This is a genomic window from Paenibacillus sp. S25 (genome assembly GCF_019454085.1).
GTDB lineage: Bacteria > Bacillota > Bacilli > Paenibacillales > Paenibacillaceae > Paenibacillus > Paenibacillus polymyxa_B.
Genome location: NZ_CP073683.1, coordinates 1051790 through 1074590 on the forward strand (window position 1 = coordinate 1051790; position 22801 = coordinate 1074590).

At 45.5% G+C, this 22801-nt stretch carries 23 protein-coding genes and 1 pseudogene; 17 read left to right on the forward strand and 7 right to left on the reverse strand.

The window, feature by feature from the left end:
* The first annotated feature begins 2 nt into the window (after window positions 1–2).
* The 4 genes from KAI37_RS04710 to KAI37_RS04725 all read left to right on the forward strand — a co-directional run bounded on the left by KAI37_RS04710 (window position 3) and on the right by KAI37_RS04725 (window position 3854).
* Entirely contained in the window at window positions 3–1034 is a 1032-nt protein-coding gene (locus KAI37_RS04710) for an ATP-grasp domain-containing protein (protein ID WP_220030819.1), read from the forward strand.
* A 58-nt stretch (window positions 1035–1092) separates the two neighbouring features.
* The gene (locus tag KAI37_RS04715; RefSeq protein WP_071639727.1) at window positions 1093–1773 is read left to right on the forward strand and encodes a hypothetical protein; all 681 of its coding nucleotides are present in this window, start codon (window positions 1093–1095) and stop codon (window positions 1771–1773) included.
* A gap of 96 nt (window positions 1774–1869) precedes the next feature.
* Complete coding sequence (locus tag KAI37_RS04720; RefSeq protein WP_220030820.1) at window positions 1870–2970, forward strand: toxic anion resistance protein; 1101 nt, start codon at window positions 1870–1872, stop codon at window positions 2968–2970.
* A 338-nt stretch (window positions 2971–3308) separates the two neighbouring features.
* Window positions 3309–3854 carry a hypothetical protein gene (locus tag KAI37_RS04725; RefSeq protein WP_023987205.1) on the forward strand — a complete coding sequence of 182 codons (546 nt, stop codon included), beginning with the start codon at window positions 3309–3311 and terminating at the stop codon, window positions 3852–3854.
* Window positions 3855–4056: 202 nt separating this feature from the next.
* Here KAI37_RS04725 and KAI37_RS04730 read toward each other — a convergent pair whose 3' ends face one another.
* The 4 genes from KAI37_RS04730 to KAI37_RS04745 form a co-directional block, all read right to left on the reverse strand.
* On the reverse strand, window positions 4057–4437 hold the full coding sequence (locus KAI37_RS04730; protein WP_220030821.1) for a DUF3899 domain-containing protein: 381 nt from the start codon (window positions 4435–4437) through the stop codon (window positions 4057–4059).
* On the reverse strand, window positions 4437–6080 hold the full coding sequence (locus KAI37_RS04735) for a peptide ABC transporter substrate-binding protein (RefSeq protein WP_071639729.1): 1644 nt from the start codon (window positions 6078–6080) through the stop codon (window positions 4437–4439). Before KAI37_RS04735 ends, KAI37_RS04730 begins: the two co-directional genes overlap by 1 nt.
* A 196-nt stretch (window positions 6081–6276) precedes the next feature.
* Window positions 6277–7227, reverse strand: a complete 951-nt coding sequence (locus tag KAI37_RS04740; RefSeq protein WP_076293398.1) for an ABC transporter permease — start codon at window positions 7225–7227, stop codon at window positions 6277–6279.
* A gap of 1 nt (window position 7228) precedes the next feature.
* Window positions 7229–8155 (reverse strand): ABC transporter permease, encoded by a 927-nt coding sequence (locus tag KAI37_RS04745; protein ID WP_023987210.1) that lies wholly within the window; start codon window positions 8153–8155, stop codon window positions 7229–7231.
* Window positions 8156–8473: 318 nt separating this feature from the next.
* On the opposite strand from KAI37_RS04745, the gene KAI37_RS04750 reads away from it, so the two are divergent.
* From KAI37_RS04750 to KAI37_RS04770, 5 genes are all read left to right on the forward strand, one after another.
* Entirely contained in the window at window positions 8474–9241 is a 768-nt protein-coding gene (locus tag KAI37_RS04750) for an amino acid ABC transporter substrate-binding protein (protein ID WP_071639730.1), read from the forward strand.
* A 40-nt stretch (window positions 9242–9281) separates the two neighbouring features.
* Window positions 9282–9941 (forward strand): amino acid ABC transporter permease, encoded by a 660-nt coding sequence (locus KAI37_RS04755; protein ID WP_013308988.1) that lies wholly within the window; start codon window positions 9282–9284, stop codon window positions 9939–9941.
* A 15-nt stretch (window positions 9942–9956) separates the two neighbouring features.
* Window positions 9957–10709: an amino acid ABC transporter ATP-binding protein gene (locus tag KAI37_RS04760; protein ID WP_025683111.1), complete on the forward strand. Its 753-nt coding sequence runs from the start codon at window positions 9957–9959 to the stop codon at window positions 10707–10709.
* Between the two features lie 417 nt (window positions 10710–11126).
* On the forward strand, window positions 11127–11732 hold the full coding sequence (locus KAI37_RS04765) for a VC0807 family protein (RefSeq protein ID WP_053324732.1): 606 nt from the start codon (window positions 11127–11129) through the stop codon (window positions 11730–11732).
* Between the two features lie 6 nt (window positions 11733–11738).
* A complete protein-coding gene (locus KAI37_RS04770) occupies window positions 11739–12347 on the forward strand; it encodes a TetR/AcrR family transcriptional regulator (protein WP_220030822.1) in 609 nt (202 codons plus the stop codon).
* A 144-nt stretch (window positions 12348–12491) separates the two neighbouring features.
* Here the strand turns inward: KAI37_RS04770 and KAI37_RS04775 are convergent, their stop codons facing one another.
* Complete coding sequence (locus KAI37_RS04775) at window positions 12492–12779, reverse strand: DUF6809 family protein (protein WP_220030823.1); 288 nt, start codon at window positions 12777–12779, stop codon at window positions 12492–12494.
* 437 nt (window positions 12780–13216) lie between these two features.
* On the opposite strand from KAI37_RS04775, the gene KAI37_RS04780 reads away from it, so the two are divergent.
* The gene (locus KAI37_RS04780; protein ID WP_023987219.1) at window positions 13217–13855 is read left to right on the forward strand and encodes a glycoside hydrolase family 11 protein; all 639 of its coding nucleotides are present in this window, start codon (window positions 13217–13219) and stop codon (window positions 13853–13855) included.
* A 217-nt stretch (window positions 13856–14072) separates the two neighbouring features.
* Here KAI37_RS04780 and KAI37_RS04785 read toward each other — a convergent pair whose 3' ends face one another.
* Window positions 14073–15386 carry a hypothetical protein gene (locus tag KAI37_RS04785; RefSeq protein ID WP_023987220.1) on the reverse strand — a complete coding sequence of 438 codons (1314 nt, stop codon included), beginning with the start codon at window positions 15384–15386 and terminating at the stop codon, window positions 14073–14075.
* A 475-nt stretch (window positions 15387–15861) separates the two neighbouring features.
* Between KAI37_RS04785 and KAI37_RS04790 the strand changes: the two are divergent.
* The 6 genes and pseudogenes from KAI37_RS04790 (at window position 15862) to KAI37_RS04810 (ending at window position 20273) form a co-directional block, all read left to right on the forward strand.
* Window positions 15862–16829: pseudogene (locus KAI37_RS04790) on the forward strand (M20 metallopeptidase family protein).
* A gap of 28 nt (window positions 16830–16857) precedes the next feature.
* Complete coding sequence (locus KAI37_RS04795; RefSeq protein WP_023987222.1) at window positions 16858–17697, forward strand: enoyl-CoA hydratase/isomerase family protein; 840 nt, start codon at window positions 16858–16860, stop codon at window positions 17695–17697.
* A gap of 61 nt (window positions 17698–17758) precedes the next feature.
* The gene (locus KAI37_RS04800; protein WP_258383046.1) at window positions 17759–18523 is read left to right on the forward strand and encodes an enoyl-CoA hydratase/isomerase family protein; all 765 of its coding nucleotides are present in this window, start codon (window positions 17759–17761) and stop codon (window positions 18521–18523) included.
* A gap of 91 nt (window positions 18524–18614) precedes the next feature.
* Window positions 18615–19010 carry a serine dehydratase beta chain gene (locus KAI37_RS26280; RefSeq protein WP_218638983.1) on the forward strand — a complete coding sequence of 132 codons (396 nt, stop codon included), beginning with the start codon at window positions 18615–18617 and terminating at the stop codon, window positions 19008–19010.
* A gap of 286 nt (window positions 19011–19296) precedes the next feature.
* The gene (locus KAI37_RS26285) at window positions 19297–19758 is read left to right on the forward strand and encodes an L-serine ammonia-lyase, iron-sulfur-dependent, subunit alpha (RefSeq protein ID WP_233901874.1); all 462 of its coding nucleotides are present in this window, start codon (window positions 19297–19299) and stop codon (window positions 19756–19758) included.
* Window positions 19662–20273 carry a TetR/AcrR family transcriptional regulator gene (locus KAI37_RS04810; RefSeq protein WP_345945626.1) on the forward strand — a complete coding sequence of 204 codons (612 nt, stop codon included), beginning with the start codon at window positions 19662–19664 and terminating at the stop codon, window positions 20271–20273. The genes KAI37_RS26285 and KAI37_RS04810 overlap by 97 nt, the downstream gene beginning before the upstream one ends.
* A gap of 344 nt (window positions 20274–20617) precedes the next feature.
* Here the strand turns inward: KAI37_RS04810 and KAI37_RS04815 are convergent, their stop codons facing one another.
* Window positions 20618–21970, reverse strand: coding sequence for an MATE family efflux transporter (locus KAI37_RS04815; protein WP_220030824.1), 1353 nt, complete (start codon window positions 21968–21970; stop codon window positions 20618–20620).
* A gap of 137 nt (window positions 21971–22107) precedes the next feature.
* Between KAI37_RS04815 and KAI37_RS04820 the strand changes: the two genes are divergently transcribed.
* Complete coding sequence (locus KAI37_RS04820) at window positions 22108–22788, forward strand: TetR/AcrR family transcriptional regulator (protein ID WP_104496606.1); 681 nt, start codon at window positions 22108–22110, stop codon at window positions 22786–22788.
* Window positions 22789–22801: the final 13 nt, after the last annotated feature.

Below are 22801 nucleotides of genomic sequence, written 5' to 3' on the forward strand. Positions count from 1 at the left end.
CTGTGAAGAAGGTTAAGGTGTATTTTAACCGCTGGTTTTCAGTGGCGTATCATTATATGAATGCTATTCGTAACAATGAGGACGGTATTCCGTTCGAGATCTATGCAACACACTCAGATCCGCAGCACATGGCGCTACAGGCCAGTGATGTGGCTGAAGTAGAGCCTCGCACCAGTGGTGTGGAGTACGCACAATTTTGCGCTGATTTTTGCAAGCGGCACGGAATTGATGTCTTTATCCCACGGTGGAATATGCTCGATATTAGCAAGCATCTTTATTTGTTCGATGATATTGGGACAAAAGTGATGGTATGCCAAGATACCGAACTGCTGGAGCAACTGATGGAAAAGGATCTATTTTATGAATCCATTCGTCAAAAGGATATTGTCACGATTCCCGATTATGCCATTGCCAGCAATGCCGAGCAGTTTAAACAGGCATATGAGTCGTTAATAGCACGTGGGCATAAGGTATGCTTCAAGCCATGTAATGCAGAAGGCGGAATGGGCTTTCGTATCATCGACAATGAACGTAATCCGCTGGAGGAACTGTTCGGCCATGCGCTGAATCATATTTCGTTCGAGGAAGCACACCGCGTATTGTCATCCACAGAATCATTTCCCAATCTGATGGTGATGGAGTTGCTGGAGGGATACGAATACAGTATTGACTGCCTGGCTGACCGGAACGGAAAGCTGCTAGCGGCGGTGCCGCGTAGGAAGGCAGGAGGACGATTACGGCTGCTGGAGCAGCATCCCGAGCTGTTGGAGGTGGCACATAAGGTCGCTGGGGCGTATCACATTCCGTACAATTATAACATTCAGGTAAAATATAACGGCGAGCATGCCAAGCTGCTAGAGATCAATCCGCGGATGTCCGGAGGACTTCATGTTTCATGTTTGTCTGGTATCAATTTTCCTTATCTAGCAGTGAAATCGGCTTTGGGTCATGAGATAGGTTCACTTCATCCGCAATACGACATTTTAGCCAGTCATATCGAGCAGCCAATCACCATACGTAAATCCGTACATTGACACACACAAATATTGTTTTCTACAATATGGTAAGGGTTTACGTCAGGAGGTACAAGCTATGACGTCAAAAATGTGGGGTGCCACGATTGCTGTGGTTAGCTATCTGATTGCGCTTTTACTAAGTTTTTGGTTGCCACTGTTTGTGTGTTTGGCGATTCCGATCATTGGTTTGGGAGGATACAGTGCCATCATGGCTATTCGTCATCCTCGCCCCAATCTGACCGGTTCCGTGATTCCGGTGGTGCAGGAGCAGGTCGCTGAGACACATCAGCATGAAAAGGAAGCTGCCGTTCGACCGGAGTCTATGACAGGACAAGTACGTCAACCAGTTCAGGTGAGCAGTGAATTTGCTCAGGTGATGGAGTATTTGGAGGTACTGGAGGATATGGTGATCTCCGAGGGACAGAAGGATGCGCTTGATAACGAGATTGTCGAGAAGGCGCTGGCTCTATTTGCACGTTTGCAGCGGGTCATTCCACTTTTGCATGAACTGAACAACAGCGAAGTGAATCACACGGTTCGGAGATTGATTTTGAAGGATTTGAACGGACTGATTAATCCGTTTCTTAGGCTCAGCGGCGATGCGAAACGGACCAACCGGAGGACGTTATTAAACGGATTACGGGATGTGGACAGCAAAATATCTGTAATTGTATCTACGGTGGAGCATAAGGATCTGTTGGAATTACAGAGCAAAGCGGAGCTTATTCACCAGCGATATAGCAGTTCCGAATTGTAGGCGATTTTTTGAAAAATAAAAAAGTAGCAGTATAGCTGCTCTGAATAACAACGATTAGACTTGGGTAACAGTTGTTTTCAGAATAGGAGGTAGCGTATGGCGACCCCATGGGCTGAATTGAAAAAAGAAGATGAACAAAAGGTGACTGAGGAGGCTTCACAGCTGATTCAGAAGGTATCACAAAGCGATGTCATGGGCCTGGATACCTTAATGGATGATATCGGTAAGCTGGGGGTTAAAACGCAGGAACGTGCAGGGCAGACCCTTAAAATGCTGGATCGTCCGGTAAACGACCTCATGTCCGGTGATCGGGCTGAGGTATCCAATATGATCTTAAAGCTGCGTGATGAATGCGAAACGCTCCAGCAGAGCAAAAATGTGAGTTTTTTTGGCAAGCTTCTGCGTAAAAGCCCGTTAAAAAACTACATTTACAAGTATCAGTCGGTGAAGACGAACATCGAGAAAATCATTACTGCCTTGAGAGATGGTAAGGATAATCTGGAAGAAAACATCGTCAGCATGAGACAGTTGAAGAAGGCTTCCATTGAAGAAATCTACAATTTACAGACGAAGATTGCCTTTGGTAATCGCTTGAAAGAACTGTTTGAGACCGAGATTGCCAAGCCGGAAAATGAAAACCGTAAGCCTCATCTGGAGCGGGGGTTGCGCAAGGTGGTTACTCGTACACAGTCGATGACAGAAATGATTTTGTTATACAATCAGGCGATTGCAGCAACAGATATTATTAATGATAACAATGATAAACTGATTGATTCTGTAAATAATGCGATTGATAAAACATCGAATCTGATTACTGTATCGGCTATGATCGCGATGGCGCTGGCGGATCAGGATAAAATCATTTCAGCCGTCGATGCAACCAACCGTACCATTGAAGATCAATTCAAGGAAAATGCGAAGCTTCTCAAAACGACGACCGAGAGAACAACAGATCTGCTTAGCAAGCCTTCTATGTCACTGGAGGCTGTGAATCAGGCGATTGGTGATTTGGTATCTGCTTTGGATCTGTCTGAAAAATCGAATCGCCAAATTATTGAAAGCTGCCATGATTACACAAATAAAATGACAGCAATCAATGCCAACCTTAGCCAACGCTTGGGGATCGAAGGGAAAGAACCATCCAAAACGCTGAAGGATAGCAATTCTTCTGAGGGTCTAAGCTCGTTTTTGAACTGATGACAATTTAGAATAATAGGACCCAATCTATTAAAAAGACGCCGGATGACTCCGAAAGGCGTCTTTTTTTGGTTTGGCAGCAGCTAATAAAGGACATGATGAACATACATAGCACTCTCGTGCATAAACTCTTAAAAAGCGAATGACAAAAGGAGAGAGCGAGCGTATGATGTCCTTTATTTTAGGGTGTGTGATTGTCTATTTACTTGTGGCTGCCAGCAGCGAAAAAGCAGATTCAATTGCAGAGTTAAATGATTCTGTGAAATAAAATTCTTTATTGAAAATCATGCATTTTCTGATAGGATAGAGTTAAATATTGGAATCCCAAAGGAGAATGCATGCTGGAATTTTCATTTGAAATCATCGACGAATCGAAAATCAACATTGTATATCAGTATGGAAGCAGCAACTTCAATTTTAATTTATTTTTTAACTACGGTGTGTGGACGCTGCATCCTTTTGACGGGATTCTGCTGCAGAACAAGGAAATGTGCCGTCTGATCGTTACGGATCTGTTTAAGAACAAAGATTTTCATGTCATGCTGGCGCGCGAAAATATTTTATTGTCAACCTTGCGCACCTCTATTGATCTCAATCCCGAAACTCGGGGAGAGCGATATCAGGAGCAAGAGTTTGATGAGCTGTCTGATTTTGCTGAGACACACAGCTTTGAAGAGGTACTGCAAATCGAGCAGGATTCCGTCCGCGAACGTATGGATTTCTTCCAAAACATCATTCAAAAAATGTATATGGAAGGATTCGGCCCGGAAGACAATGATTTTAACAAGGTACAAGCTATTCTTCGCATTTATAAAGCTGCACATGACCAACTCGGAGAATTGAGCGACTTTCCCCTGAGAGGCGACGAACGACGCAGATGGTAGATTTATTGAAACAAAAAAGAGAGAGTCCCACGAACTAGCTCCGCGGAACTCTCTCTTTTCTTTACACACCTCTAAAACGTATGGAAGCTCTACGGCGGGTACCAGCGGAGCGGGCAGAATTGTTCTGAAGAAGCGTGGCGATCGGAAGAACAATCTGCACGCGCAGCGCCCACCAACCGCGAAAAAGCTTTCATATGCCTAACTAACTTATTCCCATTAATATCATCGAGCAAAGGATAAGCCCCGCCCCGCACCCCGAAGTATATACCTTGAGGTGGCGGAACATGGATGTTTTCCAGGCTGACAGAGATTCATCGGAACGCAAACGCTCATTTTCCTCTCGTAATGCTTTGGATTGACGAATGAACAACTGTCTGATGTCGGTAAATCCCCGCAGGAAGAGGGTTAAAAAACCGCTTTGCAGAACGTGGAAGATTGCACCGATCACCAAGCCCAGCAACCCCAACAGGAATAGCAGATTTGCAGTACCCATGTTTTCACGACCATACAAAAGATGGGGGGTGGCGTACAAAAATCCTAAAGTACCGACAATCAGGGCAGTGATCCCGAAACGTAAAATCATTATTTTTCGACCCGTTTCGCAAAGCGCAGGTCTGGGTTCGAACGAGCATCAAATACGATACCTTGAATCTTAGGACTGATTAATGCGGTGTCCGCAGAGAACTGGATCGGAATAATCGGCAGATCTTCCATTAATACGTCTTCTGCCTGATGGAGCTGTTCAAAGCGTTTTGCCGGATCAAGCTCAAAGGTTGAAGATTCGATCAGTTTGTCATACTCCGGGTTGCTCCAGTTGGTAAAGTTGTTCGAATTTTTGGAAGTATAATGCCCCAATACGCCGAGTGGATCCAGGAAGTTTCCTTCCCAGCCCATACGGGCGATCTGGAAGTTCTTTTGTTTAAAGGTATCAATGTACGTTTTCCATTCCTGATTCTCCAGCGTCACTTCAACACCCAGGTTTGTTTTCAGCATTTCCTGAATCGCTTCAGCTACTTTTTTATGCTTGTCCGAAGTGTTGTATTTAAAGGTGACTGGTGGCAGCTTGGTCAAACCTTCTTCTTTCAGACCTTCGGCCAGCAATTGTTTTGCTTTTGCAGCGTCAAACTCATAGTATTTTTTCGGTGCTTCATCACGGAAGTCCTTGCCGGATGGCGTTGTTGTTCCGTATGGAACATAACCGTAAGCCGGAGTTTCGCCACCTTTGGTTACGCTGGTAGCCAGTGCTTCGCGGTCAATCGCGTAGGAAATGGCCTGTCTGATTTTTTTATTGTCAAACGGCTTTTGTTTTACGTTAAAAGAATAGGTGTACACACTGAAAGATGGATGCGACAGGAATTCCTTGTTGCTCTTTTCCTGATCCAGTGTATCTACGGGAAGGCTCAAAATCAGGTCCAGATCGCCTGTTTTATACATTTGATAATAAGTTGTGGAGTCTTGGACCATTTTAAAGTTAATCGTTGTCATTGTAATGGCATCTTTGTTCCAGAATTGATCGTTTTTCTCCAGCGTAATTTGTTCGTTATGTTTCCATTCCTTAGCTACATACGCACCGTTGCCGACAATTGTGCCCGCTTCTGCTGCCCATTTGTCATTTTTCTCAACAACCGATTGGTTTACTGGCAGATAGGCATGACCCACAGCGATCGTTGGGAAGAAGCTCAGCGGTGATTTCAGCTCAACTACAAGAGTTTTATCATCTTTGGCTGTAACACCCACGTCTTCAATTTTACCTTTGCCTGTGTTGTACGCTTCGGCACCTTTGATGTAGTAGAGGGCAGAAGGATCGTAGGCAGCTGTTTTCGGATTCAGTACCCGTTTCCAGGAGTATTCAAAATCCTTAGCTGTCAGCGTGTCACCATTCGACCATTTTGCACCGTCACGGATAGTAAAGGTGTAGGTTTTGCCGTCAGGAGATACATCTACTTTGCTGGCAGCGCCTTCTACGATTTTACCGGCCTTATCGTATGTATACAGCCCTTCGTACAAGTTATCAATCACAAAGTAGGACGTTGTATCTGATGCGAAAGCAGGGTCTAGCGTATAAGGCTCTCCACCTGCCAGATTGGCAGTAATTTCTTGCGGGATATCTGCTTGAGGCGTAGCGGACGGGTCGTTGCTTGCTGTTTTGTCCGAAGTACCAGAGCATCCAGCCAAAGCCGTTACGGCCAAAAGTAAGATGATCGTCATCCAATGCATTTTTTTCATCGTGGTTTTCCTCCATTACTGTGATTAGTTATGCCAAAAATAAGGTACACCGTACCGGGATTTATTCATCCTCCTTTCCCGCAGGTATGCCGCGTGTGCGCACTTCGATAAAGGAACTTCCGTTTTTCCTGCGATTAGGCGTGAAGCTGCGGATCATGGTGACACCCCTCCTTGTCCAATTTGGATCTCTCTGTTGTTAATGTTGTGAGCGCGGGTCAAGTGCATCCTGAAGCCCGTCTCCAAGTGTATTGAACGCCAGCATGGTGAGCGATATCATCAGCCCGGGGAAGAATAGGCGCCACCATTGACCGCTTAAAATAACGCCAAGTGAATCGTTAGCCATCGTCCCCCAGCTGGCCGAAGGAGACTGAATCCCCAGACCGAGAAAGCTCAGGAACGATTCGGCAAAAATAGCCGACGGAATAGTGAACGTCAAATTTACAATAATGATTGCCGCTACATTTGGTAGCAAATGTCTGAAGATAATACGCGAATGAGATGTCCCCAAGCTACGGGCTGCTAACACATATTCCTGCTGCTTCAGCTGTAAGATTTGCCCACGCACTACACGGGCCATACCGACCCAGCCAGTAATAGATAATGCAATAATCATTGTGAGCAGGCCTGGCTTCATAATGACCAGCAGCAAAATGATGACCAGCAGATAAGGAATACTATACAAAATTTCAATAATACGCATAAGAATGCTGTCGATCCGGTCGCCCGTTTTACCGTGCCCAGCACAATAGCCAGCAACACAGCCGACAAGAATGCCAAGCACCAAATCAATGGCAGCAGCGGCAAAGCCGATCATGAGTGAAATTCTAGCTCCGGCCCATGTCCGTGCCCATACGTCCCTCCCTAGATCATCCGTGCCAAACCAGTGCTCTCCCGAAGGAGAAAGATTCGTCTTCAAAAGGGATTGATCACTCGGTGCATAAGGAACCATGGAAGGTCCAACAATCGCCAGCACAATAATAATAATAAGTAGAGAAAGCCCCAACAGAGCAAGCTTGTTGTTAAAAAGTCTGCGTAGCCGATCCCGCCAGGGTGATTCTTTGGGTCTGGTCAACGTGGGGGTGGGGATCTGGCTGCGGTCTACAAGACTAAACAGGCTGTCCTTTTCGACAGTAGGTGCTGCTTTCATGTTAATCTCCTTTGCTGTCTAATTTGATTCGCGGATCGACAAGGCGATAGGATATATCAATTAAAAATAAAGTAACGACCAGAATGGCACTGTAGAAAATGGTCGTCCCCATAATCACTGGATAATCCCGGTTAAAGATACTGTCTACGAAGTATTTACCGATGCCGGGAATGGCGAATATTTTTTCAACGACAAAGGTACCTGTAATAACGGAAGCGAATAGCGGTCCGATAAAGGACAGCACCGGAATCAACGCGTTGCGTAATCCGTGACGAATGACTACTGCCCAAGAGGACAACCCTTTTGCTTTGGCAGTGCGTATATACTCCTCATGCATAACTTCCAACATACTCGTCCGCATAAAGCGGGCGATAACGGCAAGAGGTGAAACAGCGAGAGCTAGCGACGGGAGCACCGTATGCTGCCAGGTTCCCCATGAGGCGACCGGAAGCAGGTGCCATTGGACGGCAACATACTTGATTAACAGCGGTGCCAATATGAAGCTGGGTACGGAAATACCAACAATGGCGATAAACATCGAGATATAATCCAGTGGTCGATTATGGTGCAGAGCAGCTAGTGTTCCGAGCGAAATACCGGCAATAATCGCGACTACGATGGATTGAATACCCAGCAATGCAGAAGGTGGAAAACCTCGGGCGATGAGCATATTGACGTCCGTCGTTTTCGATTGAATAGACGGGCCCATATCCAGCACTAGCAGATTTTTTAGATACAACACATACTGCACAGCGAGCGGCTTGTCTAGATTGTACCTGGCACGCATGTTCTGTAATACCGCTTCCGGGATGGTTTTGGAATCGTTCGAGAATGGATCACCCGGAATGATGTGCATGATGATAAACGTTAAAGTGACGATAATCCACAACGTTATGAACATCGTAAAAAGACGCTTTAAAATGTACATGGGGCTTTATTTCTCCTGTCTATCAAGCTGATTTACATACTATTGCTGCTGAAATTTTAAAATAAATAAAAGTATATAAGAATACTAGGAAATAATAAGACGGTTTAGGTGACATGTCAAGGTAAGGTTTTACATTATAGAACATCGGTCAAATTTTCGTCACAGGTTTTCCATTTATATAAGGCTAAGATTCCGCTTATTCCTCTCGACGAGTATCCTGCGGTGTGTTATGATGATACTCTGATAACGTGTTAACGAGCTAAAGCGTTTGCCACCTGTTCTTGGATACGGGGGTCATCATTGTTGGAGGGGAATAAGATGAGAAAAGCAGCCATGTTTACGATGTTAATTGGATTGATGATGATCGTGTTGGCCGGATGTTCCGGCGGTAAGGATGACAGTAAATTGATTATTGGAATTGATGATAAATTCGCCCCGATGGGCTTTAGAGATGAAAATAACGAGCTGACCGGCTTTGATATTGATTATGCGAAAGCGGCCGGGGAACAAATGGGTAAACAGGTGGAATTTCAGCCGATTGACTGGTCTGCCAAAGAATCCGAGCTGAACAGCGGACGTATTGATCTCATTTGGAATGGATACACCATTACGGATGAGCGTAAGGAAAAAGTGCTGTTTACGAAGCCATATCTGAAAAACAGTCAGGTGATTGTCATTCCGGCTACTTCCAGTCTTTCCAAGCTGGCTGATCTGGCGGGCAAAACGGTCGGACTCCAGACGCTGTCTTCAGCAGCCGATGCATTGGATGCGAATCCGATCAAAAGCAAGTTGAAGCCTGTGTCCGAGTACCCGGATAATGTTCTCGCTTTAACGGACTTGAAAACCGGACGTCTGGATGCGGTTGTCATTGATGAGGTCGTCGCCAAATACTATATGTCGAAGGAACAAGGGACATATAAGCTGCTTGATGAATCATTGGCCCCTGAGGAATACGGCATCGGTGTGAAAAAAGGGAATGAAGAGCTGTTGACGCAGCTGCAATCCGCATTGGATGAGTTGCACAAGAACGGAAAAGCTGCTGAAATTTCGAAAAAGTGGTTTGGTGAAGATAAAGTATTAAATTAATACGTAGTGTATTGAACTAAGGGTTTAGGAGTCGAAGGTTATGAGTATGGAATATATTTTACGAATTATGAAGCCTATGCTTGAAGGGGCACAGATGACGGTTATTTTATTTTTCATCACGCTCATCTTGTCTATTCCATTGGGTTTTATCGTTACGTTACTGGCCAAAAGCCGGATTAAGCCAATCGCCTGGCTGATGCATACGTACATTTATGTTATACGCGGCACGCCGCTATTGCTGCAATTATTGTTCTTTTGTTTTGGTCTGCCGATGCTGCCTGTCATTGGGGAGTATCTGGTAATGGACCGGACAACGGCTGCGGTACTGGCATTTGTACTGAATTATGCGGCTTATTTTGCAGAAATTTTTAGAGGTGGGATGTTGTCGATTGATAAAGGGCAATACGAGGCTTCGCAAGTGCTGGGCTTGAGCAAGTCGCAGACGCTGATTAGAGTCATTGTGCCGCAAATGGTACGGATTGCTTTGCCTGCGGTAACCAATGAGGCGACAACACTGGTAAAAGATACGGCACTACTGTATGCAGTAGCGGTACCAGAACTACTGCATTTTGCCAATACGGCTGTAAACCGTGATTTCTCGATTGTACCTTATGTTGTAGCGGCGGTTATTTATTTGTTGTTAGCTTTGGTGCTGACGCTATTCTTCAGGGCGCTGGAAAAACGTTTTAAATTCGAGTAAAAGGAATGTCGGGATATGAATACTAATGCAATAGAAGTTACCGATTTGAAAAAATCGTTCGGCAAGCTCGACGTTCTGAAAAGAGTGAGCTTTAACGTTAAAGCGGGCGAGGTTGTAGCCGTCATCGGTCCTTCAGGTTCAGGAAAAAGTACCATGCTCCGTAGTTTGGTACACCTGGAAGATGTGACGGGCGGAACGATCCGCATTCATGATAAAGCACTGGTGGAAAACGGCCAGTACGCTCCGGCAGGTGACATTAAGGGCATTACCACCGGGATGGGCATGGTGTTCCAGCATTTTAATTTGTTCCCTCACTTGACGGTGCAGGATAATCTGGAGCTGGCTCCGAAGCTGGTGAAAAAGGTGAGCAAGGCTGAACTGCGTCGCCAAAGCGCTGAGTTGCTGGCTAAAGTCGGATTGGCAGATAAAGCAGATGCGTATCCATCCCGACTGTCGGGGGGACAGAAGCAGCGTGTGGCGATTGCCCGGGCAATGATGATGAACCCTGATATTTTACTGTTCGACGAGCCGACCTCGGCCCTTGATCCCGAGCTGACGGGTGAGGTGCTGCGAGTTATCAAAAAGCTGGCTGAGGAACATATGACGATGGTCATCGTGACCCACGAGATGAATTTTGCGAGAGATGTGGCGGATCGTGTCATTTTTATGGATAATGGAGAAATCGCGGAATCCGGTACACCAGAGCAGATTTTTGGAAATCCGCAGCTGGAGCGGACGAAGGTATTTTTGAATCGGGTGGAGGCTTAAAAAAATAGTTGCTTGTTAGAGTGTGTGTCGGGGAGGCGCTGCGCGTGCAGATTGTTCTTTCGAACGCACATGCTTCTTCAGAACAATTCTGCCCGCTCCGCTCACCGACAACCTGTGCCGCAACAAGTTATTAAGCAGGAAGTGTGGGAGAAGAATAAAAGCAAGGGAGATGGCAAGCGCCATCTCCTTTTTTTGTAGTTGTAGGGTATGCGAAACGTGTAGCAACATGAGGAAATATAGAATGTAAGCTCTCAAAAAGCTGGTTTAACAAGGAGTAAAAAACCTTAATGATTCTTATGTAAAAAGTCATGACGTCAGGTATTATTATTTTTTAATCTTTACATACCTACCGAAGGTATGTAAAATAAAAGATACCTACCGAAGGTAGGTTTTAAATGATGAGAGGATGAGTCGATCATGAATAAATCTCGCAACGAAATCATCTTTACGTTAATCATCAATCTTGTATTGCCTTATTTGACTTATCGCCTGCTAATTCCGTATACGAGCAGTGTGGTGGCTCTGTCTATCGCTGCTCTTGTACCACTATGCGACTCGATCTACAGCCTTATACGGACCCGTAAAGCAGATGTGTTCTCTGGCTTTATTTTTCTTGGTCTGATTCTTGGCGTCGTGGCCGTTCTCTTGGGCGGTGATGAACGCTTTATTCTGCTACGGGAGTCTTATGTGACCGGTATTATGGGGGTGGTGTTTCTAGGTTCGCTGCTCTTTGGGCGACCATTAATTTATTATTTTGCGGAAAGATTCACAGGCCATAATCCTCAGATGAACGATAAATGGGAGAAACTTCCCCGCTATCGCTTTAATTTCCGCCTGATAACGGCGGTGTGGGGACTCAGCCTGCTGCTGGAAGCCTTCATCAAAGTAGTGCTGGTATACTCGTTGTCCATACCGACCTTTCTGGCCGTATCCTCGTTCTTCACTTACGTGATTATTGGTTTGACGATCTGGTGGAATATTGGTTTCATTAAACGAATAAAAAGACAGACAACCGGGAGGTAAAAGATTATGCAAGACAAAGCGATGAACGACAGTCTAAAAAAGCTGCTTGAGATTGCCGAAGAGATGATTATGGAGAAAGGCTGTCGGGCGACGACACTACAGGATATTGCGGATCGCAGCGGACTGACTAAAGGAGCCATTTACCATTATGTCAAAAGCAAAGATGAATTGTTCGGTATGATTCTGGAGGCGGGAATGGAGAAAACCAATCAGCGTTTTTTTGAATCTGTCGCCCGGACTCCCGCAGGACCAGAAGGAATCAAGTCCCCGCTTAACACCTTAACTGAACGGCTTCGTAACATCGGCAGTGGGAACAGCGCTACCAGCCTGATTTTTATCTATCTACTCAGCCAACAGGATAAGCCCGCCGTGGCAGGAATTCTGAAACGTTATCATGAAGCATCTATCCTCACTGCCAAAACGTGGATCGAAGTCGGACAGCAGAATGGAGCTATCCCTATTTCAATCGATGCGGACAGGACAGCTCGGATGTTCACCGTGTTCAAGAACGGACTGCAAGTTCAGCATAACATAGTGACCGATGGCGATAAAATCAACGAACTGGAAATTTACGAGTTCTTGATGAATGCGCTGGGGGGCGCAGGCAGAGGCTAGTGAGCCCCTCCATTCGTTTTGTTATCCCCGGATCTTACCTTTAAATTTATATTTATTGAGGAAAAATCTAGGGATAACAGCGATCGGAACGGGTAATTTGCATGCGTAGCGGGTTCACCACCATAACTCCTCCATCAACATCATCTATCTATTAGGATCAACAATTTCTTTGTCCTCGCTAAATACTTCAATCATCGTTAATGCCCCCGCCCGGTACCCGTGAATGAATGCTGCTACGGAGTGCAGGGAAGTTGACTCGCTTAATAAATCAAACATGACTTCAATTGACTCAAACTCGACTGCTGGTAATTTGCTTTTCAACATCTCCATGAGATCACTAATTTTTTGATTCACTTTTTGAGATTCAGGGTCGGTTGAATTTATCTGTTCACTGGGACGCCAATTCCCATAATACATATCCTCCAAAATCATTTTTTATCATACCTCCTATGAAAAGTTAAGTGTTTGTCCTCACGTGAATCGAGAATTCTCATCAGCACTGCTAATCACCCAAGCACATTTTACAGCATGTGATGGATGCATATTGAGATTTATGCGTTATTTGCATAAAGTTTTTTTAGTATATAAGCTGAGTTAAAAATGTACATGAGGCGCCACTACGCTGTCGGGTGGTGCTTCCCATCGCTGTAATACTGGAATTATTCTATAAAATTCAAAGAGAGCTAAACATAATAGAGTTAAAGCTTTAATTTGCTAGGTTTATATGCAAACGCTATCATTCTATAATTTACACATAAGGGAGGTAAAAGTAAAAAAACGGGATATGCACAGATAAGAGATGTGTTACAAACAGAATCAACTAACAAGCAGGTGTATGGGACAAACACAAAAATTTTAGGAGGTAGATTATGTTTAATTTTAGTAAGAAAATGATGACGGTAGTTCTTGCAGCTTCCATGAGTTTTGGGTTGTTTGCAACAACCTCAAGTGCAGCGACAGACTATTGGCAAAATTGGACCGATGGCGGTGGGACGGTCAATGCTGTTAATGGATCAGGCGGTAATTACAGCGTAACATGGAAGGATACCGGGAATTTTGTTGTCGGCAAAGGCTGGACTACTGGATCGCCAAACAGAACGATTAACTACAATGCCGGTGTCTGGGCGCCGTCCGGTAATGGATACTTGGCTCTCTACGGGTGGACGAAAAACTCACTCATCGAATATTATGTCGTTGATAGCTGGGGGACTTATCGACCTACCGGAACGTATAAAGGTACGGTGACCAGTGATGGGGGCACATATGACATCTACACAACAATGCGATACGACGCCCCTTCCATTGAAGGCGAAAAAACGACGTTTATTCAGTACTGGAGTGTTCGACAGTCGAAGAGACCGACCGGGGGTAACTCCACGATCACTTTCAGCAACCACGTGAAAGCATGGGCGAGCAAAGGAATGAATCTGGGGAATAGCTGGTCTTACCAGGTGTTAGCAACAGAGGGGTATCAAAGTAGTGGGAGTTCTGACGTAACGGTGTGGTAATCACTCAACCACAAGCTGTTCAACGAACAGGCGCGGTTGGGACTGTCTCACAGGATAAGCGGGTTTTGAGAGCTGTCTGATAGATAGGGTTTAAATGAATCGATCATAAGTGATTTGACTTGGTAAATTAAGCGCAAAAAAGGCACGTTTTCAGTTTTGAAAATGTGCCTTTTTTGCCATTAATTTAAAGTCGAAATGGCAAACGTAACAATGCGTGTCATCTGCTTAATTTGCGCCCTTCTTTGTCGAGAAACAACAGTTCGTAGTATTTTTTTGGTCGCCCTTTACTGTTGTCTCGTTTTTCAAATACCGTTTGTACGTATTTACTTTCTTCAATTTTGTTAAGGATACGGTTTGCACCTCTGACGGTCATGGACAGGCATTGAGCAACATCCTCAGAGGATAATTTATTTGTTCTCATGATTTCTGCGTAGGACATGATTTTTTGCAAGTTAATGTTGTTTATTCCGATAGTTTTGGCTAACGCGATGATTTCCGGGTCCCCCTGTTCAGAGAACTGTATGACATTCATGCTCCGCATTGGGCCGATAACCTTCTGATCCTCGTTTATAAAAAAGCTGCAGCTGCCCGTAAAGGCTTCCGCCTGTCTGTGAGCTTTGGTGGCGTTAATGTTAGCTTGAAAATATTCATGCCCTGAGCCCCACCCGATCTTCACCTTGTCGCTTATGCGCTCTTCCAGATACTCCAGCAGGGTGCAGTTATGCGCGTTAGAGGTGATTTTCATGAAATTTCCATAGGTGGTGTATAGTCTGACAAAGCCTTCCGAAATTTGGGCCGTGTCTGCCAGATTCACGCTGCGCAGAAATCTGCCGACAAGGACCTTTAGCTCATGAAGCTGCTCTTCAGATGGCGGTTCCGCCGTTTTGGTCGATAAGCATGCGACAACTGCCCTCTGACTCTTAAGCTTGAGGATGGTAATCTCGTTGATGATCTCTCTTATGGTTTCTTTAACGTTTTCCAAAGTGGGCCGGATTAAGATATATCTGACTCCGTGCTTTTTGAGTTCTGGAACAAAGTGGCCGAACGCCGTGATGGACAGGTCTATTTTCTTATCTTCCCACAGAGTGATATGGTTTTCGAGCATTGTTTCCACCCGTTCGAGCAGATCGTCGTTGTTAATGGGCTTTCCCTCATGAGTCAGGTATTGTTGGAATTCACTGAAAGAATCGATAATATACGCATAATCCACATAGATCCTAGATATATCAAGCTCAGGATATGTAACCAGTAGCCGGAAAAGTTCCCTATATAGAAGGTTTTCATTATCCTGCAAAATGTGAATAGGTACTTTTTCATCCAAGCATTCCTTATCAATTGACTCGTAAAGCATCCTGCCACTGATAACAAATCCATCTACCGAACCTAAGTTTTTAAGATATATGTCTTTTGTTTCCCGGAAGTTGTTGATCGTAAGAAAACGGAACTGACATACCGACCGCATTTCTTCTTCAATGGCGCGGAAATAGTCCATATGGGTCTCAGGCGTGATAATACCCAGCTTGATTTTCATGGTAGATTCCTTTCATAAACAGTTCAATCAAAAGAGTTATATCACAATAAATGTGATATTTCAATGTTCCGGTAGCCTCCAAAAAAAAGCGTTCTTAAAATGTCTTATTTTCTCTTTACATTTAATAAATTTAAAAGTACGATAAAATTGTTCTTAAAAAGTCTTAAAATAAGAAGGGGGGGATGTTTACTCTGTTCTTACGTTCATTCAATTTGTGTTTTGGGAGATGTTCATTGTGATTGAAGAAGCTGGAGACTTTTTGAGTATGGCCCATCAGCTGCAGGAAAAATTGGTCATGTACAGGCATCATCTGCATGCGATTCCGGAACTTGATTTAAGTTTGCCCAGGACAACTGCCTACGTAAAAGAGGTGTTGGAGTCGATGAGTCTTAAGCCCACTCCCGTAGGAGAATCAGGTCTAACGGTTACGATCGGCGGACAACATGCCGGGAAGGTGATTCTTATTCGTGCGGATATGGATGGGCTGCCCATTCAAGAAGAAACGGATATTTCTTTTGCGTCGTTGAATGGAAACATGCATGCATGCAGTCATGACTTGCATACTTCCATGCTGTTGGGAGCTGCGGAGATCCTGAAGGCAAACGAAGAGCAGCTTCGCGGGTTATGTTTCAGCCGGGTGAAGAGACTCTGCACGGGGCAAAGATGATGCTTGAGAATGGGATTCTCGAAAATCCTAAAGTGGATGCAGCCATGATGCTTCACGTGTTGACTGGAATGCCAATTCCTGCCGGGCAATTTGTAGTGCCTGAGGCCGGAGAAGCGATTTCAGCTTCTTCTGATTGGTTCGAAGTAATCATCCGCGGAAGGGGCGCACATGGAGCGATGCCTAGTGCCGCAGTAGACCCATTAAATGTAGCTGCTCATCTTCATCTGGCGCTGCAGGGGATCGTAAGCCGTGAAATTTCGCCAATGGAGAGTGCAGTTCTTACAATTGGAGTGATGGAAGGTGGAAGTACAAACAACGTGATTCCCGATACTGCCAGAATGAAAGGCAGCGTACGCACATTTAACGCCGCATTGCGGGATGAAATGGAAACCCGTATCCACGAAATTTCTGCAGGTATTGGAGTAACTTTTCATGCAAAGGTGGATGTGATTTATACCAGGGGCTGTCCTGAGGTGAAAACGGAAAGCGGGCTGAACCATCAAATGAGAACTACTATTGCCAACACTTTTGGCGCCAGTTCCTTTATCGGTATAACACAATTGATACCCGGTGGTAAATTAATGGGATCAGAAGACTTCGCATTTGTATCACAAGCGGTGCCAAGTACCTCAGTGTTTATTAACGCAGGCAATACCGAAGAAGGTTATGGTTACCCTATGCACCATCCAAAGACGATGTTCTCGGATGAGGTACTTTATAAAGGGGCTGCGGCATACGCTGCTTTCGCCAGAGATTGGCTTGAAAGTAATAGATAATATCTAAACAAAACTAGGAGGAATTGAAATGACAGAGCGACGTATGATTGGACCAACAAAATTTGAAGAGTACTCGGTGAAGTACAAAGACTTTCTATTAATGACCCGTCGTGACGGAATAATTGAAGTGCGGTTGCACACCGACGGAGGGCCGTATCAACATTCTTGGGAAGCCCATACTGCATGGTCCCATGCATGGTCAGATATTGGCCGTGACCCTGAAAACGAGGTAATGATCATTTCTGGAACAGGGGATAAATGGGTAATAGGGAACCCTGATGTCTGGAATACAAAATTTATGGACTGGCCGAAGCAAAAGAAGCTCGAACAGTATCATGAATCGCTGAGACTGCTTGAAAATTTGATATTCTGCATTGACATCCCCACAATAGGGGCGATCAATGGGCCGGGAACGCATTGTGAACTCGCAACTCTCTGTGATATTACTATTTGTACAGAAGACGCGGACTTTTTTGATCCTCATTTTCTGGGAGGCACACCTCCCGGAGATGGAATGTTACTCACGCTGCAGAACATGATAGGTTTCAAGAAAGCAGCATATTACGCTTACACTGGCAAGAATATCAATGGTCAAACCGCATTGGACCTAGGCATAGTTAGTGAAGTCCTCCCCCGCGAAAAGCTCCTTCCACGTGCTTGGGAACTTGCGGAGATGATCATGCAGGCACCACGTTCAACGAGACATCTCTCACATTCAATTATATCCCGTCCATGGAAACAAGCCTTGGTCAGTGATCAAGGGTTCCAGCTTGCTCACCAAATGTTCGATATGGCTATTGATGAAGAAGGTGCTCTTGAGAGACTGATGAAGATGCAAGGACGTCTAATGGGCAACGAAGTTCAATAGAGATATGGCGGGACCTACAAGATTCGAAAAATATTCGGAGAAGTACAAGGACTTGTTCTTCATGACTCGCCGTGACGGCATACTCGAAGTGCGTATGCACACTCGCGGGGGACCTCTTCAATTTGACTGGGCGACCCAAACTGCATATGGCAATGTATGGTCAGATGTTGGCCGTGACCCTGAAAATGAGGTGATGATCCTTACAGGGACAGGAGATTTGTGGCAAATAGGCAATCCTGAAGTCTGGACAACAAAATTCATGGATTGGCCGAATAACCGGAAACTGGAATTATATCATGAATCGTTGAGAATGATTGAAAATATGATCTATTGCATCGACATCCCCACAATTGGGGTGATCAATGGTACAGGCTCACACTGGCAAATGGGAACGCTTTGTGATATTACCATTTGTGCTGAAGGCACAGAGTTTTTCGATGCTCATTACCTAGGCGGTGTACCGCCTGGAGATGGAATCGTCTTAGCACTTCAAAATATACTGGGAATCAAGAAAGCGGCATTTTGCGCATACACGGGTATGAATATTAATGCACAAGCGGCATTAGACCTCGGTCTGGTTAGTGAGGTACTGCCTCGTGAAAAGCTTCTTCCACGTGCGTGGGAACTGGCAGAGATGATCATGCAGGCACCTCGCTTTGTAAGACATCTTACTCATTCGATTGTGTCGCACACATGGAAAAAAGCCCTTGCCAACGATCAAGGTCTCCAGCTTACTCACCAATTGTATGACATGGCCATTGATGAAGAGGATGTTCTTGAGAGGCTGATGAAAATCAAGGAACGTTTTCAGAGGAACGAGCGATAGTTTAAACGATGCCGAACGTTTATATTGGTCAAGCAGTAGGAAGATCTTATGCCAAAGAAAACTGAAAACTGAGAAAGGATGTAAGGGTGCTATGAAATCTTTGACAGAACTCTATAAGGTTGGCAGTGGACCATCCAGCCCCCATACAATGGGGCCGGAGAAAGCCGCCAGAATCTTCAAATCAGAAAATGAGGATGCCGAACGATTCAAGGCATTGATTTATGGTTCCCTTGCAAAAACAGGCAAAGGCCATATGACGGACAAGGCCATTATTAAAGCACTGTCACCATTTCCAACGGAGATTGAATTTGTTCCACACGCAGATTTTATTCTGCCCCATCCCAATACCATTGATTTTTTTGCTTACAAAGACGGGCGGCAAACAACATCCATGCGTGCTGTAAGTATCGGCGGCGGGGACATCGTTATTGAGGGACGGGAGGAGATGCTGGCGCCCGATGTCTATAGGGAGAATAGTTTTGTATAATTAGTGAAATTTGTAAAGAGAACAATATCCGCCTAAGCGATTACGTCGAGCAGTGTGAAGGCAAACAGATATGGGATTTTTTCTATGGGATTTGGGAAGCGATGAAGCATTCGGTCAACGAGGGGCTTTCAGTCACAGGTATTCTGGAAGGCGGTCTCCATGAGAACGCAAGGCGCAATTTCTTTATAATCAGCGGCATATTGATGAGAGCCCGGAGACGCGGGAAAACAGGATTGTCAGCGCATATGCTTTCGCGGTCAGCGAACAAAATGCCGCCGCCGGTGCAATCGTAACGGCCCCGACCTGTGGGGCCAGTGGTGTCATGCCGGCCGCGCTCCTTTATATGCAGCAAAAGAAGCATGTCTCGGACGAACAGATCCCCCGGGCTCTGGCAGTAGGCGGGCTCATTGGCAATCTGGTCAAGCAGAACGCCTCCATCAGCGGTGCTAAATGCGGCTGCCAGGGGGAGGTTGGCACTGCTTGCTCTATGGCATCGGCTGCATTGGCAGATCTGTCTGATATGGGTATCGACCAGATTGAGTATGCAACGGAGGTTGCGTTGGAGCACCATTTGAGGTTGACCTGTGATCCTATTAACGGACTTGTTCAGATCCCTTGCATCGAGCGGAACGCCGTGTGGCAGAAAAGCCTGTGCAAACATTGGGCCGCAAGCGAGATCACACGCGGGATGATAAAATCCTTGAGGCGACAATCGATATCCTCGCCGATACGAGTTTCGATGGTATGACAATGGACATGGTCGCGGCTCGAGCAAAGGCTGGGAAGGCGACGGTTTACCGCCGCTGGTCTTCCAAGGCGGAGTTAGTCCGAGACGCCTTGGCCTGGATGAATCGAAATCATCTTGAGCTCGAAAGCTTGCCTGATACAGGAACCTTGCGCGAAGATCTTCTCGTGCTTTTGAAGCCGCAATCGATCGCGGAAGAAGAACGAAAATTTCGAGTCCTAGCGGGTCTAGGCTCCTTTTTGCAGCATCCGGAATTTGCCGAAGCAGGAACAGCCGGGATTTTCGAGCCATGGGTTGTTGTGAACCGCGAGCTTATGAACCGAGCCGTCGTCCGCGGTGAAATTTCCGCTCACGCGGACATTGAGATGGCTTGCCAGGTCATTACTTCAATGGCTTCCTTTCGCGGACTCATCCAGCGCAAACCGTTCGACAAGCCTTTCTTCACAGCGCTAATCGATGGCATTCTACTGCCTGCACTCAAAAACCCGCAAACAGCTCCAAATATCATGGACAGATGATGACGAGGCGCTTACCAGAAGAATCTACAAGGTGGATCAATCACAGAAATGATTCAACTAACGGGAAACAATATTTGAATTTAGAACAGGGTTTGAAAAGTGAAATATAAGGGATTAGGAGGCACGGGTTTGCTCGTCTCGAAGTTTGCGCTGGGAACGATGATCTTCAGAGGTAAGAACTTTCCGATGAGTGTGGCGATGGGGGCGCTGAATAAGCAAGATCCTGCAGGTAGGGGGCATTTTCCTTTTTTAAATGACAATTGCCCTTATTCCCCATCCACGTACCTAAAAAAGGCAGGATCGGGGAGTGTCCTTATCCTGCCTGCTTGGGTGTTATATATTTTCTACTGTACTAACTTATCCAATTCTGGCTGCAATTTGGTCCGCAAAACATACAACATGATGGCACCAACAAGGAATGCGACCGCATCCGCAATGACAAGCGACCAGACCACCCCGTGGAAGCCGTTCATTTGATTGGCGATAAACAACACAGGAATCAGAGTAATCCCTTGAATAATTGACATAATAAACGCGGCAGTTCCTTGCGCTGATGCTTGGAAGATCCCGGTAAACAATGTGGTCATTCCTGTAATGAACAAGGATAGGAACGTCACATGTAGAATGTAGCTGCCCATTCCAATTAATTGCGAGTCATTTGTAAATAAACCAATTAAGTGGTCGGAAATCAAATAGACGATGATGCCGAATACGACTGCTAACGCCACAATCACTTTGATCGTAAATCCAATGGTATTCTTCATGCGTAATTTATTCGCTGTGAAAGAGAAGGCAATCAACGGCACGACTCCCTCGCATAAGCCCATCAGAATAAACTCAGGAAATTGCAATAAACGTGATGAAATTCCGTAAGCCGCTACGGCCTGATCCCCGTATTCGACAAGAAAATGGTTAAAGATGAGCGACATTGCACCCAAAAAGATACTCATAATAAAGACGGGAACTCCGATTTTGAATACATTGCTCAGAATGTCCTTGGTAGCCTTGAACCATTTTACGGAGACGGTTAAGAATTGGCTCTTATATCCCATATGGAAGGCGTAGAATGCACTCGCAATCAAGTTAGAAATGACCGTAGCAGACGCAACGCCGATCACATCCCAATGGAGCACGAAGATGACTAACGCGTCGAGAATAATATTTATAACAACACTGAGAATCATACCGACCATCGACGTGATTGCTGCACCCTCCGAACGCACGATATTCTCCAGTGTGAAGAATAATACGACGAATGGTGAGCCAATAAGCATAATCGTGACATAGTCCTTCGTGAATCCGAAGGAGCCAGACGTTGCTCCCAGGCCATGAACGATTGGATTGATCAACGGGAGACCCACGGCCATCACGATAAGACCGAGAACTAAACTGCTGTAAAAGGCGAATGAAGACACATGCTTTACCTCATCATATTTTTTCTCACCTAGCAAACGGGAGATGAATGTACCGCTACCCATGCCAATCAAATTGCCTAGCGCCATAATGATTGCGAATAACGGCAGGGTTAGTGCAAGTGCGGTTAACATAGCAGTATTGTGAAGTGTACCAAGAAAATAGGCATTCAAGATGGAATAAATGACGCTCATTGACGTGCCTAGCATCATTGGTATAGCGAAATGAGCTACGGCTTTTGCGATCGGTGCTTTTTCAAAGTAATGGAGGTTTTCTGCATCCATGCGGATCACTACTTTCTTTATTTATTTTGCCTTTCAGTCTAACACTGTTAGGTTGTACCTTACAGTGTTAGATGGTATCATGAACCAATGAACCTGTAAAGCATAAACTTACACTGTTAGATAAAAGGGCGGATGACATGAAAAAGCAGCAACCTCAGATTTCGGAGGATAAGATTTTGGAAACCTCGTGGGAGCTTCTTGGAGAGGAGGGCATCGAGAAATTAAGCATGAGACGATTGGCCGACAGGTTAGGGATTCAGGCTCCCTCTCTGTACTGGTACTTCAAGAGCAAACAGCATCTCTACCAGCGTCTGGCCAACCAGGTATCGAAAATGATTCTGGAAGAGTTCCACTCCGAGGGGGAATGGAAGGAGCAGCTGACGGGGCTTGCGGTAACGGTACGGAGCGTGCTCAGCCGATATCCCTGCTCCACGCAGCTCATGATGATGACGCTGCCCCACGAACCGGACATCATCCGGTTCACCAACCGTATGTTGCTCTGCGTGGAATCGACGCCGCTTGAGCAAGAGCAGAAAATGCAAGTGGTTACTACGCTTGTGAACTATGTCTTCTATTTCGTTCTAGACGATTATCAGCATGAGCGCAATGTCTCCGCTATCTTTAAGGACCAGAAAGCGTATCCGGGTGAGGAGATGATTCGCCTTCTGGACTCCATGAGCGAGACGGATGTGGGACTGTTTCGGAGGATGTTCACGAACGGGCTGTTCAATCTGATGGGAACCGACGGGGCGTTTGAGTTCGGCTTGAAGCTGATTCTGTTGGGGATTGAGCAGGTGATAAAGGAGCAGGAGAAGTAGTATGTAAAAACCG